We start from the raw sequence: 18010 nt of genomic DNA, 5'->3' as shown, positions 1-18010 counted from the left end.
CTAACTAAAGTAATGTTTACTCATATCTTGAAAAACAAAATCAATCGCTTTTTTAATATTTGGTCAATAATTTGGTAATATTTTTCTTATATAGCTAACTAAAGTAATATTTACTCATAAATAATGTAAAATAATAATATGTAATTTAAACAGTTTTTGAATTTAAAAGTACAATTCAGCAATAATTAAAATAGATTAGGAAGATTAAATTATGCCAAAACCATACAGTGAAGACTTACGAAGAAAAGTAATAGAAGCTTATGAAAGTAAAAATATGAAAATTAAAGAAATTTGTAAAGTGTTCAATATCACTAGAAAGACTTTATTTTTATGAAGAAAAAGAAAAAAAGAAACTGGGCATATATAGCTAACTAAAGTAATATTTACTCATAAATAATGTAAAATAATAATATGTAATTTAAACAGTTTTTGAATTTAAAAGTACAATTCAGCAATAATTAAAATAGATTAGGAAGATTAAATTATGCCAAAACCATACAGTGAAGACTTACGAAGAAAAGTAATAGAAGCTTATGAAAGTAAAAATATGAAAATTAAAGAAATTTGTAAAGTGTTCAATATCACTAGAAAGACTTTATTTTTATGAAGAAAAAGAAAAAAAGAAACTGGGCATATAAAACCAATTTTGAATTATCAAAAAGGACATAGCCACAAAATAAAGGATTTAGATGAATTAAAAAATTATTTAGCAGAAAATAAAGATGTTACAGTTCAAAAAGTAATTGATAAATTTGGAAATATGACTAAAGAAACAGTTTATAACTATTTTAAAAAACTAAATTATACATATAAAAAAAACTTTTCTATATGAACAAAGAGATAAAAATAAACAAGAAGATTTTTTAAAAGAAATAGCTAAAATAATGAATGAAGATTTAGTATATATTGATGAATCTGGAATTGATGATAATGAATTTTATAAATATGGTTGATCTGAAAAAGGTAAAAGATTATTTGATAATAAACCCGCATATAAAATAAAGAGAATGAGTATAATTGGTTCACTAAATAAAGGTAAATTAAAAGCCTTATGAGCATTTGAAGGACATTGCAATAGTAAAATTTTTGAATCATATGTTAAAAATAAACTAATTCCAGTATTAAAGCGTGGACAAATTATAGTTTTAGATAATGCAACGTTTCATAAATCTAAATTAACACAACAATTAATTGAAAATGCTGGATGCAAACTATTATTTCTTCCGCCATATTCTCCTAATTTAAATCCAATTGAACATTTTTGATTTGCTATAAAACATAATATAAGAAAAATATTACCAAATTATTGACCAAATATTAAAAAAGCGATTGATTTTGTTTTTCAAGATATGAGTAAACATTACTTTAGTTAGCTATAAAACCAATTTTGAATTATCAAAAAGGACATAGCCACAAAATAAAGGATTTAGATGAATTAAAAAATTATTTAGCAGAAAATAAAGATGTTAGAACCTGTTTAGAATCTTTTTAATAAAACTGAAATAAAGGAAAGAACAACCATTTGTAAACTAGTATTTAGTTTTCTTTCACAATTTTTTCATAATCTTCTGTATTTTTCTAATCAAGCAAAGCTTCGTTCTACAATTCATCTTTTTGGTAATACTACAAAAGTATGTAGTTCATTGCGTTTTATAATTTCAACATTTGCATTTATGATTGTTTTGATTTCAGAAGCAAATTTTTCACCAGTATAACCAGCATCTACTATTATTTTTTGAACTGCAGAAAGATTTTCTTTTTCATTTTCAATCATTATTATAGCGCTATTACGATCTGTTTTTTCTGCTGTGGTTATGTAAATTGCATGTGGTAAACCTTGAGAATCAACAATAATATGACGCTTTATTCCTGAAATCTTTTTACCAGCATCATAACCTTTATTTTCAGTAGTATCTGTATTTTTAACACTTTGCGAATCAATTATACAAAAACTAGTTTGTTCTTTGCGATTATTGTTGATACGAACTTTTTTAACCAATTTTTTTTAAAATTAATTGCCATACACTAGCTTCTTTACCGTTATTTTTACTTCAAATTTGAAAATAATAATATACAGTTTGTCATTTTGGAAAATTTTTTGGTAGCATTCTTCATTGACAACCACTTTTTAATACATATAAAATTGCACAAAATACTTCATATAAATCTAAACTTCTTGGTTTTGTTTTCTTTTTGCTATTTTCTAAAATTGATTTTATGTTCTCAAATTGTTCTTTGGTGACATGACTTGGATAATTTTTATGCATAATATATACCTCTGATTTTAAAATATATAATCATTTTACATTATTTTCGAAAAGATTCTAAACAGGTTCTTACAGTTCAAAAAGTAATTGATAAATTTGGAAATATAACTAAAGAAACAGTTTATAACTATTTTAAAAAACTAAATTATACATATAAAAAAAACTTTTCTATATGAACAAAGAGATAAAAATAAACAAGAAGATTTTTTAAAAGAAATTGCTAAAATAATGAATGAAGATTTAGTATATATTGATGAATCTGGAATTGATGATAATGAATTTTATAAATATGGTTGATCTGAAAAAGGTAAAAGATTATTTGATAATAAACCCGCATATAAAATAAAGAGAATGAGTATAATTGGTTCACTAAATAAAGGTAAATTAAAAGCCTTATGAGCATTTGAAGGACATTGCAATAGTAAAATTTTTGAATCATATGTTAAAAATAAACTAATTCCAGTATTAAAGCGTGGACAAATTATAGTTTTTTAGAGGTAATGTTTAGTAATCTGTGTAACTTACAAAAATAACTATGTTTAATTAATTCTAGTAAATATAATTAAATGACTAGAAAGAGTGAGTTACAGATGGCTAAAAAACAAAGTATTAATAATAATGATCCAATATCAAAAGCAGTAGATTTATTACTAGAAAATACTGAAGATTTAACAACAGTATTTAAAGAAGGAGGATTATATAAAGAATTAACAAAAAGATTAGTAGAAAAGATGTTAAATTCTGAAATGCAAAATTATTTAGGGTATGAAAAAAATCAACATAGTAATAGTGAAAATGCTCGTAATGGTATAAGTTCAAAAAAATTAATAACTCAACAAGGTAAAATTGAAATTAATGTACCAAGAGATCGTAATAGTGATTTTACTCCTGTAATAGTTGCAAAAAGACAGAGAAGATTTGATGGCTTTGATCAACAAGTTCTTTCACTATATGCCAAAGGAATGACTTTATCAGATATTAGAATGCAGTTGCAAGAGTTATATCATGGTGCAGATATTAGTGAAAGTGTTATTAGTCAAATTACTGATGATGTGATAGATGATGTCAAGGCGTGGCAAAATCGACCATTAGAAAGTATTTATTCTATTGTTTATTTTGATTGTATAGTAGTTAAAGTACGGCAAGATAAACGCATTATTAACAAATCAGTTTATATAGCATTAGGAGTGGATTTAGAAGGCAAAAAAGATGTTTTAGGTTTATGAATTAGTGAAAATGAAGGTTCTAAATTTTGACTAGCTAATTTTACAGAAATGAAAAATCGAGGCTTAAATGATATTTTGATTGCTTGTAGTGATAATTTAACAGGCATGTCAGAAGCAATACAAGCAGTTTATCCTAAAACTGAACATCAATTATGCATAGTTCATCAAATTAGAAATAGTTTAAAATATGTTTCATACAAACATCGAAAAACCTTAGTTGCAGATTTAAAACCAATTTATAGTGCATGTAGTGAAGAACAAGCAATGCAAGCTTTAGAATCATTTGAAAGTAAATGAAATAAACAATATCCGCAAATTACTAAATCTTGATATAAAAATTGAGATAATTTAATGGTTTTTATTAGTTATCCACCAGAAATTAAAAGAGTGATTTATACTACAAATGCTATTGAATCTGTTAATAGTCAATTACGAAAAGTTATCAGAAATAAAAAAGTTTTTCCTAATGATATGGCAGTTTTCAAAATATTTTACTTAGCAATTGAAAATATAACAAAAAAATGAACAATGCCCATTCAAAATTGAAATACAACAATTGCTCATTTTATGATAAAATTTGAAGATAGAATTAATCTGAACTAGTAACTTTGTAAAACAAAGATACACAGATTACATAAAAGCCTCAAAAGTTTTTCCTAATGATATGGCAGTTTTCAAAATATTTTACTTAGCAATTGAAAATATAACAAAAAAATGAACAATGCCCATTCAAAATTGAAATACAGCAATTGCTCATTTTATGATAAAATTTGAAGATAGAATTAATCTGAACTAGTAACTTTGTAAAACAAAGATACACAGATTACATAAAAGCCTCATCAAATCTTCTCTGTCTTTTTGCAACTATTACAGGAGTAAAATCACTATTACGATCTCTTGGTACATTAATTTCAATTTTACCTTGTTGAGTTATTAATTTTTTTGAACTTATACCATTACGAGCATTTTCACTATTACTATGTTGATTTTTTTCATACCCTAAATAATTTTGCATTTCAGAATTTAACATCTTTTCTACTAATCTTTTTGTTAATTCTTTGGATGGGTTACACTTTATTGGACACTAATTACGTAGACAAGTGAACAAATTAGTTGAAAGAAAGGAACTATAATTATGGCCAATATTAATTCATATACCGATGAATTTAAAAAACAAATAGTAGCTTTATATCAAAGCGGCAAATCAGTATCTTACCTTGCTAAAGAATATAATGTTACAAGAGCAGCTACTTATAATTGAATTAAGCAATTTACTAATTCAGGTAGTTTTAAAGCTAAAGATAATCGTTCTGTTGAAGAAAATGAATTAATTAAATTAAGAAAAGAATTAAAACAATTACGAATGGAAAATGATATTTTAAAGCAAGCAGCACTAATAATAGGCAGAAAATAGAAATTATTACAAACAATAAGTTTAAATATAAAATTCGCACAATGTGTCATTTTTTAAAAATTTCTAAATCAACATATTATTTTAATTTAAAGAAAAAAGAAAATAAAATTCAAAATAATATTTATGATGAAGCTATTATTAGTGCTTTTAAAGAAAATAAATGTGTTTATGGAACAAGAAGATTAAAAGTAATATTAGAAAACCAAGAAATTTATTTATCAAGACGAAAAATTAAAGAAATTATGAATAAGCATAATTTAATATCAAAATACACTAAATTATCATTCAAAAATCATAATAACAAAGTAAATGATGAAAAAATCACTAATTTTGTGAATAGAAACTTTAATAATAGGCTTAAAAATGAAGTTATTGTCAGTGATTTAACTTATGTTCAAGTTAATGGTAAATGAAACTATATTTGCTTATTAATTGACCTATTTAACCGCGAAATTATTGGACATAGTGTAGGTACTAGAAAAGATGCCTTATTAGTACATCAAGCATTTATGCAATCAAATCGCTGTTTAAAAGATATTCAAATATTTCATAGTGATTGTGGTAATGAATTTAATAATAAAATTATTGATAAACTTTTACTAGCATTCAATATTACTCGCTCTTTAAGCAAAAAAGGTTGTCCTTATGACAATGCTGTTGCTGAAGCAACTTTTAAAACTTTCAAAACTGAATTTATTAATGATAAAAATTTTAGATCATTAATCCAATTAAAATTAGAATTATTTGATTACATCAATTGATACAACAACATAAGAATCCACAGCACTTTAAACTACTTAACTCCAGTTAATTATCAAAAACAAATGTCTACCAAAAAATAGTCCTAAAAAGTGTTGCCATTCCAGAATTTAAAATATATAAACAAGAATTAAAAGATTTAAGGGTTAAATTTTGAAAATCGTATGATTTTACTACATTAATTAATGAATTAGTAAATGTTTATTTTCCTAGTGAAAAACAAGAAATTTTACCTAAATTTAGTTTAGAAGAACACTTTTTATTAGAAGAACAAATATTACAAACTAATATTCTTAAAGATAATGATAGTCATAATATAGCAAAGTTAAAACTTATGAAAGCTAATAATATATTAAAAATAAATCAGAAACTATCAGAAGGTTTTCAAAAAGAATTATCTGATGCATTTAAAATTTCAGAAGAAAGAGCAAAAGTAAAATTAGGTAAATGAGAAGTTAATGATATTATTGCAGTTAATAGTTTGGTTAATATTGATGGTATTAAAGAAAATGAATTAGTCTATTTTAAGGTTTTACAAAAAAATAGAGATAATTTTACTGTTATTATTAAATATTTAAATTCAAAAAAAAACATGAGACTATAAAATAAGAGATATTACAATTAATAATTGTAAATCATTTAATCTTACTTTTTCTAAGAACCTGTTTAGAATCTTTTCGAAAATAATGTAAAATGATTATATATAGCTAACTAAAGTAATATTTACTCATAAATAATGTAAAATAATAATATGTAATTTAAACAGTTTTTGAATTTAAAAGTACAATTCAGCAATAATTAAAATAGATTAGGAAGATTAAATTATGCCAAAACCATACAGTGAAGACTTACGAAGAAAAGTAATAGAAGCTTATGAAAGTAAAAATATGAAAATTAAAGAAATTTGTAAAGTGTTCAATATCACTAGAAAGACTTTATTTTTATGAAGAAAAAGAAAAAAAGAAACTGGGCATATAAAACCAATTTTGAATTATCAAAAAGGACATAGCCACAAAATAAAGGATTTAGATGAATTAAAAAATTATTTAGCAGAAAATAAAGATGTTACAGTTCAAAAAGTAATTGATAAATTTGGAAATATGACTAAAGAAACAGTTTATAACTATTTTAAAAAACTAAATTATACATATAAAAAAAATTTTCTATATGAACAAAGAGATAAAAATAAACAAGAAGATTTTTTAAAAGAAATAGCTAAAATAATGAATGAAGATTTAGTATATATTGATGAATCTGGAATTGATGATAATGAATTTTATATTTTTCTTTATAATTTATATGATACGATGTAATCATATAAGTAAAAGAAACAGGTGTATATTATATGTTAACTGCCGGTATCGTTGGTTTACCTAATGTAGGTAAATCAACATTATTTAAAGCCATTACCAATTCACAAGTATTAATTGAAAATTATCCTTTCGCTACTATAAAACCAAATATTGGTAGCGTTCCAGTCAATGATTCAAGAATTTTAAATTTAATAAAAATTTTTAATCCACAAAAAGTTGTACCAACAATTTTAGAATTACATGATATTGCCGGACTTGTCAAAGGTGCTAGTAAAGGTGAAGGATTAGGTAATCAATTTCTTGCCAATATTAGAACGGTTGATGCAATATGCGAAGTTATTCGTTGTTTTGATGATATTAATGTTACTCATGTTGAAAATAAAATTGATCCAATTAATGATTTTGAAATTATTGAATTGGAATTAATGTTAGCTGATCAAGAAGTAATAAGTAAACGAAAAGAAAAAGTTCGTAAAAAATCGCAAATAACTAGAGATAAACAAGGTATTGCTGAGGTAGCTTTATTAGAAAAAATTAATAATGAATTAAACAATGGTATTGCTATTCGCAATCAAAAGTTAAGTTCAGAAGAATTACTAATGATTAAACCTTATAATTTTTTAACTGCTAAACCAATAATTGTTATTGCTAATATTAATGAAAAAGATTTAATAACTAAAACCAATAAATATGTTGAACAATTACAACAATATATGAACAAAAAAAATATTACTGTAATTGTTGTTTGTGCTAAGACAGAATGTGAACTTTCTGAATTAGAAGCAGAAGAAAAAAAAGAAATGTTTAAAGAGTTAAATATTTTTGAATCAGGAATTGATCAAATTGTATTAGCAACTTATAAACTATTAAATTTAGGTACTTATTTTACTGTTGGACCCAAAGAAGTTCATGCTTGAACTTTTATTAAAGGAATGAAAGCACCAGAGTGTGCTGGTATCATTCATACAGATTTCATGAAAGGTTTTATTAGACTTAAAGTTTATAATTATCAAGATATAGAATTATTGGGTAGTGAAAAAAATGTTCAGGAAAAGGGAAAAATGAGAGTTGAAGGTAAAAATTATATAGTTGAAGATGGTGATATTTGTCATTTCCTTTTTAATGTTTAGTTTTAAGATAATATTAATTATAAAAAGGTTATAGTTTTGTTATAATTAATTTGAAAATATACTAGCAAGAAAGGAAAAAATTATTATGTTAAAAAGTAATTTACAAAATCCTGATTCTGACATTCAAGAAAACAATTATGTTCCAAATAAAAAAACTAAAAAGTTTGATGTTCTTAATAAAATAAAAGTTTCAAGAGCTTTACTTTTTTGATCACCAATTGTGCAAATTATTGGTAGTATTGCTTTTTTAATACTATTAATAGTTAATGCATTTGTTGGGCAAAAAATGGGGTTTGAATTTAGTAAACTACAATTAGCTTTATCATTATCATATGTTGGAATTGCAATTTTAGTCAGTATTATTTGTTTTATGATACCAGCAAAGAAACTTAAAAAGAAATCTTCATTTAGAATTACCGCTATTTCAACATTAATATTATCAACATTAATATTAAGCGGTAGTCTAGTTTTTTGATCAATACCAGTATTATTATTTTTTTCATTAATATCATTAATTGTATGAATATGTGAAGTAATAGCAGCGATTATTCTAATTTTAGTAGTTGAAGAATTGCCTAATGAAAAATAAAGTAGGTGAAAATAATGAAAATTAAAGATTTAGATAATATTAAAAACAAAGAAACATGTTTTATTCCATATGAACAAAAGACTAAAAATGCATATTTTGTTTATTTGACAATATCAATAGTTCTTTTTTTATCAGTTTTTATTTTTTCATTATTTGCTGCTATTAATGTATCAAAATATAAATTATATAATGTAAAACTTACTGATTTTAATTATCCTATTTTGAATTTATTTTATGCACCAATTGTTTGCTTAATTGCAATTACTGTAAGTATGATTTTATTAATATTTGCTCCTAGAGTAAGTATTGTCTCTTCAAAGTATAGCAGTAGAATGTTTTATACTGCTTTTTGATTATTAATTCTTGGTGTAATGTTAAGTTCAGAAGTACAATTAACTTATATTTCACAATCTGGAATATTATATAATGAAAATTATCATTGAATTAATCCAATTATTGCAAGAATATTTATTATTTTTAGTCTTTTTTTAATTTTGATTACACAACTATTTTTTTGAATTATGCGTAGAAAGTTTACATTTATGAACTCAGATTATGAAATTTATACTACTAGAAGTATGGAAAAAAAACAAAGACGAATTAGAAAACAAGAATTAAAAAAAATTAAAAAACAAGAAAAGGGATTTAGTAAAAAAACTTTGAATATTAAATAAGGGGGGCAGATTTATGAGAATTCGTAATTGGTGGTTTATTAGTTTTTATTTATTATTAAGCACATTTATTATTTATGAATTATTTTTTTTAATTGCTTTGTCAAAAAATACAGTTTTAAAAGATTTATATTATTATGGTTTTGAAATTGCAGAACCTTCACCAAGTTTTAATCCTTCAAGTTATACTGCAGTTTATTATTTACCAATAATAGGTTTGATTGTAAGTAGTTTTGGGTTGATAAGTTGTATTTTTACGGCAAGAGTTTTTCTTGAAAAATCTCCTCGTTTTAAATTTGTATTTTTAGTTGTAAACTTTATAATTTTTGTTGTTGGATTTTTAATAAGTTTTTCTGGTCAATTGCTTTATTGTGAATGAAGTAATGATAGTGCACAAATAATACCTAATAGGGGTGGAACAATTGAAACACCAAGTTTTTATTATCGAAATTGAGTTTCTTCAACAATTGTTTGATCAATTTTTGGTTTTTATTTTGCATTACTTGTTGCAGCAGTTATTTTATTACTTAAATTAAATTTAATTAATGTTCAAACATATCACTTTTATCGTCAACGTATTGAACAAGCAATTGATTTTGAACCAGAATTAAAACAACCATTACCAAGTTCTAATGAATTTGATCCAAATGATACACAGACTATTACAATTTTTCTTGATGAAGAAGTAAATGAAAAATTACAATCTAAAACTAATCGTAAAAAAATAATGAAATCCTCTAAAAATAATAAAAAAAATTAAATTCTAAAAAAAAGACTAATAAAGTAGAAAAAAAGTTAGTAAGATTAAAAAATCTTAAATTTAATAAAGATGGTGAAAATATGAAAATTCGTGTACGATATGCACCTAGTCCTACTGGGTATTTACATATTGGTGGTGCTAGAACAGCATTATTTAATTATTTATTTGCAAAAAATAACAAAGGAGATTTTATAGTTAGAATTGAAGATACTGATTTAGAACGCAATATTGAAGATGGAATTAGTTCACAATTAGATAATTTACGTTGAATGGGAATAATTCCTGATGAAACTATTGATTTACCAGGTAAATATGGTCCTTATAAACAAACTAAACGTTTAAATATATATATTCAACATGCATTAATACTAATAAAAGAAAAAAAAGCATATTATTGTTTTTGTACACCTCAATATCTAGAAGAAATGCGTAAGAAACAAGCAGATAAAAATATTTTAGCTTTCCAGTATGATGGAACATGTTCAAAATTAGAGCAGTCTGTAATTGAAGAAAATTTACAAAATAAAATTTCATATGCTATTAGAGTTAAAATTCCCACTAATAAAAGTTATAAAATTAAAGATTTAGTTCGTGGTAATGTTGAATTTAATTCAGTAGATTTAGGAGATTACATTATTATTAAATCAAATGGAGTGGCCACTTATAATTTCGCTGTTGTTATTGATGATCATTTAATGGAAATAAGTCATGTTTTTCGTGGTGAAGAACATTTGTCAAATACACCAAAACAATTAGTTATTTATGAATATTTTAATTGGAAAATGCCAATTTTTGCCCACTTAACATTAATTGTTAATAATAAACGTAAAAAATTATCAAAACGTGATGGTAGCATTATCCAATTTATTTATCAATATCGTAAAGAAGGATATTTACCAGAAGCAATTTTTAATTTTATTGCTTTATTAGGATGAAGTTCGCATGAAGAAAAAGAAATTTATACTAAAGAACAATTAATTAAATTATTTACCCCAAAATATTTAAGTAAAGCACCAAGTATGTTTGATCCAGAAAAATTAGTGTGAATGAATAATTATTATATTAAAAGATTAAATGTTGAACAATACTTAGCTTTAGTAACACCTTTTATTAAAGAAAAATATAATTGAAATAGCAAAACTATTGAATGATGAAAAGAAGTATTATTAATTTATCAATCACAGTTAGAATATGGTAGTCAAATTAATGAATTGGTAAGTTTATTTTTTAAAAATAATTTTAAGGTAGATATAGAAGCAAAGACTTTTTTGAATGATAATGAATGTAACTTAGTTTGTACAGCATTTGTTAAAAAGATTATTGATTGTAAAAATTGAACTAGTGATAATATTAAAAACATTATTAATGAAGTTAAAAAAGAAATTAATGTTAACGGTAAATTATTATTTATGCCAATTAGAATTATTACGACAGGACAAATGCATGGACCTGATTTAGTTAGCACCATTAAACTATTAGGTTATGATACCATTATTAATAATGTGAAATTAAATTTTAAATATTAAAGAAAAATAATTATTATTACTTATATAGAAAATATAATATTTACTTTTGTTATAAATAAAAATTATAAAATTGTTCTTTTTACTCAAAATAATTATTAAAATAGAAGAAAAATTTTATATTATGTTACTATTAAAGTAAAAAATTAATAATACCTAAAATTTATAAGATATTAATGAGAGGTTAAAATTTATGTCAAGCAATAATTATAAAGTAACTTTTATTCGTGACGCTATACACAAAAATATTAATATCAACGAACCCGTTATTCAGGCGTTAATATCTTGTAAAGAATTTCAAAGATTAAGATGAATTAATCAACTTGGTGGTGTGCAAATTGCTTTTCCTAATTCAACTCATACTAGATATGTTCATAGTATCGGTGTTTATCATATATTAAATCGTGTTCTTAGTGAAGTTGAAGGTTCTTCTTTACTAACTAAAGAGGAAAAAACAAACATTAAAATTGCTGGTTTATTACATGATTTAGGACACGGTCCTTTTTCACACACTTTTGAAAAAATCATAAACCTTAATGTTAATAAAAAAGAAAATTTTACTCATGAAGATTATACTTGTGCTATTATTAATGATAATAGTACTGAAATTAACATGATTTTAAAACAATTTAATATTAATATTAATGCTATTATTGGTATCCTTAAGAAGGATTATAAAAATTATCCTAAATATCAAATTCAATTGGTATCATCGCAATTAGATTGTGATCGTATTGATTATTTAATGCGTGATGGATATTTTACAGGAGTTGGTTATGGAAGTATTGATATTGATTGAATTATTACGAATATGATAATTGATATTAAAGAGGGTTTAGTTTTTTCATACAAGGCAATTTCTGCTATTGAAAATTATTTAATCACAAGGTTCCATATGTATTCTCAAGTTTATTATCATAAAAGTGGAATCCTTTTTGATCTTAATTTACAAAAATTATTTTCAAGAATAACTGAATTATATTTTGATAAAACTTATTCATTTAAAGTCAATATTCATGATTTTATTGCTATTTTTGAGGGAAAAAGTGTTGAAATACAAACATATTTAAATTGAACAGATGCTACTTTAATTAAGTTAATGCAAGATATTATTAATTTTGAAAAAGATAATGAGTTAGTAAAAATATCAAAAGTAATTTTATTTTGTTTTAACTGAGAAAATGAATTGTTGTTATTAACAAGTCAAAATAACACTAATGTTATTGGGGTTAAACAAGATTTAAAAAATGTACTTTATTATTTTAAAAAAGATCCAATTATTATTAAAACAAAAAACGAAGAGTATATTACTTTAGAAAAAATCTCACAAATTTTGCAAGATCCAATTAAAGCACCAAATACAATTTATTTTTTAAAAAAGAAATAGAAATTTAAAAGTGTTATAAAATGAGGTAATTATGAAAATTTTAAAATCAATTAATAAAGTTTTTGAGTATCCAAATATTTTAGATTTAACGCCAGGAGATTTTTACTTAAATTCACATGAGTATCACTTAGCAACGCAAGAAGTAATAGTGATATTGGGCGTATTAATTAATAAAGAAAAAATTGAAAATGCTATTAAAACTTTAAATTTTACTTGAATAAATTTTAAAGAAAAAGTAATTGTTTATTTTTCTATTTTTGCCTACCTTATAATAGGTAATGAATATAATGATTTAAAATCAGTTAAAATAAATCAAATTAAATTTAAAGATAATACGTTAAAAATTAAATTTAAAGAAACATTATTTACAATGATTAATAAGTTTCCAAGAACTTTGCATTTAACTAATGTTTTGGGTAATGATAATGATCGTGCTAATATGTATGCAGTTAACGCTATTTTAAATATTAAAAAAGGGATTGGATATGATAATTTTCATATTACTCTTTTTTCAGTATATCAATCGTTAGAATTAAAACTAAAGCATTGTTTAAGAAAATATATTCAAGTTGAACCTTCAGCTAGTAAGAAAAAATTTAATTTTCATAATTTAATACGATTGATTAAATTAATTAGTACTACAAGAGTTGAAAGTGAGGAAATGAGTAAAATATTATTAAACTTAAGAGAATGTTTGCGTTATTTTGAACAAATTAATCCTGGTGGTCAAGCAGCAAGGTATGAAGCTGAGATAAATCATAATTATTTTCATAATTTAAGTTCGTATATAATTAATGAACAAGAATTACTAAGTAATTTTGTCAAGGCTTTAAGTTTATTACAAGAATTATATTTAAAATTAATAGAATTATATAAAGATGATAATACTAAAGTTAAAATGCAAAAAAAAATTGATTTAGAATTAGTTAAAGTTTCAGGAATTAAGATCGAAGATGATCCAAAAAAAATTAATGATAAATTAAGAAATGTACTTGATAATCAAATTTTTGGTAACTATCAAGAATTAATTGATTTAAATTACAATGATGTTGCTATTTTGGAATTTTTAATCAGAATTGGATTTATACAGTATGTTAATGATACAATTGAGCAACTTTTATAAAAAAGTATTTATTTTTATTTTTTTATATGATATAAATTAAATTTATGAGTATAATATTTTAGATATTGAAAGGGGTCTGAACTGTGGACAGTTATGTTATTAATGAACTCACTACTATTATTCTTGATGCAGTAGCATTTGCAAATTATGAAATAGAATTGAATCAGGTTGTTATTGAAATTAATAAAAATAATGACTTAGGTGATTATTCTACATCAATAGCAATGATATTAGCAAAAAAATATAAACAAAAACCATTAGACATTGCTGAAATTATAGTTAAAAATATTGATCAGAAACACCCATTAATTAAAAAAATTGATTATATTACTCCTGGTTTTATTAATATTAATATTAATGTTGAAGTATTTAGTTTGTTATTAATGAAAATTATTAATGAGAAATCATTATATGGTCAATCTAATAAAAAAAATATTACTTATAATATTGAATTTATTAGTGCTAATCCAACCGGACTTTTACATTTAGGACATGCAAGAAATGCGGCTATTGGTGATAGTTTAGCTAATATATTAGAACATAGAGGATATAATATAGTTAGAGAATACTATATTAATGATGCTGGTAATCAAATTAATGTTTTGGCCAATTCAATTTTCATAAATTATCAAAATCTTTGTGGCAATGCTGTTGAATTACCAAAAGAAAGTTATCGTGGTTCTGAAATTTTAACTGCTGCACAATCATTTTTGAAATTAAATGGTAATAAATTTTCAAATAAACCTTTTGATGAAACCTCTTCTTTAATTTTTAAAGAATTTGGTATTAATTATATGCTTTCAGAAATTAAAAAAGATTTAAAAAAATTTAAAGTTAAAATTAATATTTGATTTTCTGAATCATTTTTATATAAAGAAAATATTATTTCTAATTTAATCAAACAATTTGAAATGCAAGGCAATACTTATCAACTTGAGGGTGCTATTTTTTTAAAAACTACTTTATTTGAAGATGATAAAGATCGTGTAATTGTTAAGAAAGACAAAACTTATACATATATGCTTCCTGACTTAGCTTATCATCATATTAAATTTCAACGTAGTGATATGTTAATTAATATTTGAGGAGCAGATCATTATGGCTATATTCCACGAATTAAAGCAGGATTATATATGCTTAATAATGATGCCACTAAACTTGATATTTTATGTATGCAAATGGTAAAGGTTATTGATAATGGCAAAGAACAAAAAATGTCAAAAAGAGCAGGAACATCAATAACTTTAAGACATATGATAGATTTAATTGGAAAGGATGCTTTACGTTATTTTTTAGTATCAAGATCAGTTGAATCACATCTTGATATTGATTTAGCACTTGCTAAACAACAATCTAACGAAAATCCTGTTTATTATGCTCAATATGTTCATGCACGTATAAATCAAATTATAGAGAATTATCCAAAATTTGAAATTGCAAATAGTATTAATTTATTAACAGAACAAAAGGAAAAAGAATTATTGATTACATTAGATGAATATATAATTATTTTGCAAAAAATTGAAAAACAGCATCAACCGCATTTACTTACAAATTATATTCAGAAATTAGCTAAGTTATTTCATTCTTATTATAATAAACATAAAGTTATTAGTGAAGATCAACAATTAACAATTCAACGATTAACATTAGTTTTAGCAATAAAACAAATAATGGCCAATGCTTTAAATTTAATTGGTGTGGATGCGCCTAAAAAGATGTAAAAAATATATTTTTTATTATTTATAATATACAATTTAGAAGGTGATTAAGAAATGCAAAACAAACAAACATTAGTAGAAGTAGCATATAGTTTTTTATGCAAAAAGAAAAAAAGCAGTTTTAATGAAATTTGAACACATGTTAAAAAACAATGTAATATTTCTAAAGAAGATGAAGAAAAAATTGCTGGTGAACTTTATACTGGAATTATTTTAAATACCAATTTTTTCTTAAAAAATGATAAACTTTGATATCCACGTAATGAAGTTTCATTAGAGGAAATTAAAGAACATATGACAAGAGTAGAAATTCCAAGTAATATAAAAGAAGAAATTGATAGTACTGAAACAGTTACAGATAATGATGAAACTATAGATTTACGTGAAGACGTAGAAGATGAAGATGATGATTTAGATACCATTAGTATTAAACCATTAGAAGATAGTTATGATGATGAATAATAATGATATTATTAATTAATATTTAGGAGAAAACTAATGAATTCAAAGTATATATTTATTACTGGTGGTGTTGTATCATCTTTAGGTAAAGGAATTACAGCAGCATCGCTTGGCCGTATATTAAAGCAAAAAAATATTAAGATTTTTATGCAAAAATTTGACCCTTATATTAATATTGACCCAGGTACTATGAGTCCTTATCAACATGGTGAAGTATATGTAACTAGTGATGGTGCTGAAACTGATTTAGATTTAGGTCATTATGAACGTTTTATTGATGAAAATCTGACTAGAGACTCCAATATTACTGCCGGAAAAGTATACCAAACTGTTTTAAAAAAGGAACGTGATGGTTTTTATGAAGGGAAAACTGTACAAGTTGTACCTCATGTTACTGATGAAATTAAAAAACATATTTTTAATTCCGCAATTAATAGTAAGGCTGATGTTATTATTACCGAAATTGGTGGAACAGTTGGTGATATTGAATCATTAGCTTTTATTGAAGCCATTAGACAAGTTAAAAACGAAAAAGGTCATGAAAATGTTATTGTTATTCATACTACATTAATTCCTTATTTACATTCGGTTGGTGAATTTAAAACGAAACCCAGTCAACATTCAGTAAAAGAAATATTATCATTAGGTATTCAACCTGATATTTTGGTTTGTCGTAGTGAAACTATGCCACCTGATCATATTTTTGATAAATTATCTTTATTTTGTAATATTAAACGCAGTCATGTTTTAGCAATTCCTGATTGTGATAATATTTATAAAGTGCCATTATCTTTAGAACAACAAAAAATTGATGAAGTAGTTTCAGAATTATTAAAATTAAATAAAACTAAACCAGATATGTCAGAATGACATGCAATTGTTAAAAAGTTAGATAATATTAATCAAGAAGTTACTGTTGGTATTGTGGCAAAGTATTCGAATTTAAGTGATGCTTACTTATCAGTAATTGAATCATTGAAAATTGCAGGTTATAGTCTTAATACTAAAGTTAATTATAAAATTATTAACACCGAAAGTTTAAATAGTAAAAACATTAATTCTATGCTTTCTCCTTTCCAAGCAATAATTGTTCCTGGTGGCTTTGGTAATCGTGGTGTTGAAGGCAAAATCAATGTAATTAATTATACTCGAGTTAATAAAATTCCTTTCTTGGGATTATGTTTAGGTATGCAGTTAGCTTGTATTGAATATGCTCGTAATGTATGTAATTTACAAGATGCTAATTCTACTGAATTTAATGAAAAAACTAAAAACCCTATTTTTGATTTATTACGTGGTAAAAATAAAAATGATCAAATTGGGGGAACTTTAAGATTGGGTAATTATCCAACCACTTTAATTAATGATTCATTAGCAAAATCTCTTTATAAACAAACTATTATTATTGAACGTCATCGTCATCGTTATGAATTTAATAATAGTTATAAAACATTACTTGCAAAAAATGGATTAATTTTTAGTGGTATATATAATAAAGAAGATTTGGTAGAAGTGATTGAGTTGCCAAAAGAAGTACATCCATTCTTTATTGCAAGTCAGTTTCATCCTGAGTTCACATCAAGAATTAATAAACCAAATCCTTTATTTTTAGGATTAATTAAAAGTATTATTAAAAAATAATGATAAAGTAAGAAAATTTAATTT

General features: G+C 23.7%; 19 protein-coding genes and 2 pseudogenes. 19 read left to right on the top strand and 2 right to left on the bottom strand.

Going from position 1 to position 18010, the window contains the following annotated elements:
- Positions 1-211: 211 nt before the first annotated feature.
- The 3 genes from ACQH26_RS03300 (at position 212) to ACQH26_RS03290 (ending at position 1373) form a co-directional block, all read left to right on the top strand.
- Positions 212-367: an IS630 transposase-related protein gene (locus tag ACQH26_RS03300; protein WP_425382836.1), complete on the top strand. Its 156-nt coding sequence runs from the start codon at positions 212-214 to the stop codon at positions 365-367.
- A gap of 117 nt (positions 368-484) precedes the next feature.
- The gene (locus tag ACQH26_RS03295; RefSeq protein WP_425381863.1) at positions 485-844 is read left to right on the top strand and encodes a helix-turn-helix domain-containing protein; all 360 of its coding nucleotides are present in this window, start codon (positions 485-487) and stop codon (positions 842-844) included.
- 40 nt (positions 845-884) lie between these two features.
- Entirely contained in the window at positions 885-1373 is a 489-nt protein-coding gene (locus ACQH26_RS03290; protein ID WP_425381862.1) for an IS630 family transposase, read from the top strand.
- A gap of 104 nt (positions 1374-1477) precedes the next feature.
- Here ACQH26_RS03290 and ACQH26_RS03285 read toward each other — a convergent pair.
- A protein-coding gene (locus tag ACQH26_RS03285) for an IS5 family transposase (RefSeq protein ID WP_425382012.1) occupies positions 1478-2267 on the bottom strand; the annotation gives its coding sequence in 2 pieces (ribosomal slippage) (positions 1478-2005 and positions 2007-2267; 789 coding nt in all).
- 228 nt (positions 2268-2495) lie between these two features.
- Between ACQH26_RS03285 and ACQH26_RS03280 the strand changes: the two genes are divergently transcribed.
- The 3 genes and pseudogenes from ACQH26_RS03280 to ACQH26_RS03270 form a co-directional block, all read left to right on the top strand.
- Positions 2496-2762: a transposase gene (locus ACQH26_RS03280; protein ID WP_425382835.1), complete on the top strand. Its 267-nt coding sequence runs from the start codon at positions 2496-2498 to the stop codon at positions 2760-2762.
- A gap of 95 nt (positions 2763-2857) precedes the next feature.
- On the top strand, positions 2858-4096 hold the full coding sequence (locus tag ACQH26_RS03275) for an IS256 family transposase (protein WP_425383068.1): 1239 nt from the start codon (positions 2858-2860) through the stop codon (positions 4094-4096).
- A gap of 46 nt (positions 4097-4142) precedes the next feature.
- Positions 4143-4289: pseudogene (locus ACQH26_RS03270) on the top strand (IS256 family transposase); the annotation flags it as partial.
- A gap of 42 nt (positions 4290-4331) precedes the next feature.
- Here ACQH26_RS03270 and ACQH26_RS03265 read toward each other — a convergent pair.
- Positions 4332-4553 (bottom strand): annotated as a pseudogene (locus ACQH26_RS03265) (transposase); the annotation flags it as partial.
- Positions 4554-4628: 75 nt separating this feature from the next.
- Here ACQH26_RS03265 and ACQH26_RS03260 point away from each other — a divergent pair.
- The 13 genes from ACQH26_RS03260 (at position 4629) to ACQH26_RS03200 (ending at position 17986) form a co-directional block, all read left to right on the top strand.
- A protein-coding gene (locus tag ACQH26_RS03260) for an IS3 family transposase (protein WP_425382834.1) occupies positions 4629-5749 on the top strand; the annotation gives its coding sequence in 2 pieces (ribosomal slippage) (positions 4629-4872 and positions 4872-5749; 1122 coding nt in all).
- Between the two features lie 251 nt (positions 5750-6000).
- Positions 6001-6270: a hypothetical protein gene (locus ACQH26_RS03255; protein ID WP_425382833.1), complete on the top strand. Its 270-nt coding sequence runs from the start codon at positions 6001-6003 to the stop codon at positions 6268-6270.
- A gap of 220 nt (positions 6271-6490) precedes the next feature.
- A complete protein-coding gene (locus ACQH26_RS03250) occupies positions 6491-6979 on the top strand; it encodes an IS630 transposase-related protein (protein WP_425382832.1) in 489 nt (162 codons plus the stop codon).
- A gap of 32 nt (positions 6980-7011) precedes the next feature.
- Positions 7012-8109, top strand: coding sequence for a redox-regulated ATPase YchF (gene ychF, locus ACQH26_RS03245; RefSeq protein WP_425382831.1), 1098 nt, complete (start codon positions 7012-7014; stop codon positions 8107-8109).
- Between the two features lie 85 nt (positions 8110-8194).
- The gene (locus ACQH26_RS03240) at positions 8195-8698 is read left to right on the top strand and encodes a hypothetical protein (protein ID WP_425382830.1); all 504 of its coding nucleotides are present in this window, start codon (positions 8195-8197) and stop codon (positions 8696-8698) included.
- Positions 8699-8712: 14 nt separating this feature from the next.
- Complete coding sequence (locus tag ACQH26_RS03235; RefSeq protein ID WP_425382829.1) at positions 8713-9372, top strand: hypothetical protein; 660 nt, start codon at positions 8713-8715, stop codon at positions 9370-9372.
- Between the two features lie 97 nt (positions 9373-9469).
- A complete protein-coding gene (locus tag ACQH26_RS03230) occupies positions 9470-10129 on the top strand; it encodes a hypothetical protein (protein WP_425382828.1) in 660 nt (219 codons plus the stop codon).
- Between the two features lie 80 nt (positions 10130-10209).
- Positions 10210-11655 carry a glutamate--tRNA ligase gene (gltX, locus tag ACQH26_RS03225; RefSeq protein ID WP_425382827.1) on the top strand — a complete coding sequence of 482 codons (1446 nt, stop codon included), beginning with the start codon at positions 10210-10212 and terminating at the stop codon, positions 11653-11655.
- 190 nt (positions 11656-11845) lie between these two features.
- Positions 11846-13039, top strand: a complete 1194-nt coding sequence (locus ACQH26_RS03220; protein WP_425382826.1) for an HD domain-containing protein — start codon at positions 11846-11848, stop codon at positions 13037-13039.
- 31 nt (positions 13040-13070) lie between these two features.
- Positions 13071-14162, top strand: a complete 1092-nt coding sequence (locus ACQH26_RS03215; RefSeq protein WP_425382825.1) for a hypothetical protein — start codon at positions 13071-13073, stop codon at positions 14160-14162.
- Between the two features lie 83 nt (positions 14163-14245).
- Positions 14246-15886, top strand: coding sequence for an arginine--tRNA ligase (gene argS, locus ACQH26_RS03210; RefSeq protein WP_425382824.1), 1641 nt, complete (start codon positions 14246-14248; stop codon positions 15884-15886).
- Between the two features lie 51 nt (positions 15887-15937).
- On the top strand, positions 15938-16345 hold the full coding sequence (rpoE, locus tag ACQH26_RS03205; RefSeq protein WP_425382823.1) for a DNA-directed RNA polymerase subunit delta: 408 nt from the start codon (positions 15938-15940) through the stop codon (positions 16343-16345).
- Positions 16346-16381: 36 nt separating this feature from the next.
- Positions 16382-17986: a CTP synthase gene (locus tag ACQH26_RS03200; RefSeq protein WP_425382822.1), complete on the top strand. Its 1605-nt coding sequence runs from the start codon at positions 16382-16384 to the stop codon at positions 17984-17986.
- Positions 17987-18010 lie beyond the last annotated feature (24 nt).

The organism is Spiroplasma endosymbiont of Melieria omissa, from assembly GCF_964031175.1.
Lineage (GTDB): Bacteria > Bacillota_I > Bacilli_A > Mycoplasmatales > VBWQ01 > Spiroplasma_E > Spiroplasma_E ixodetis_A.
The sequence above is the reverse complement of the archived record's forward strand: the minus strand, read 5'-3'. Positions and strand labels throughout refer to the sequence as shown.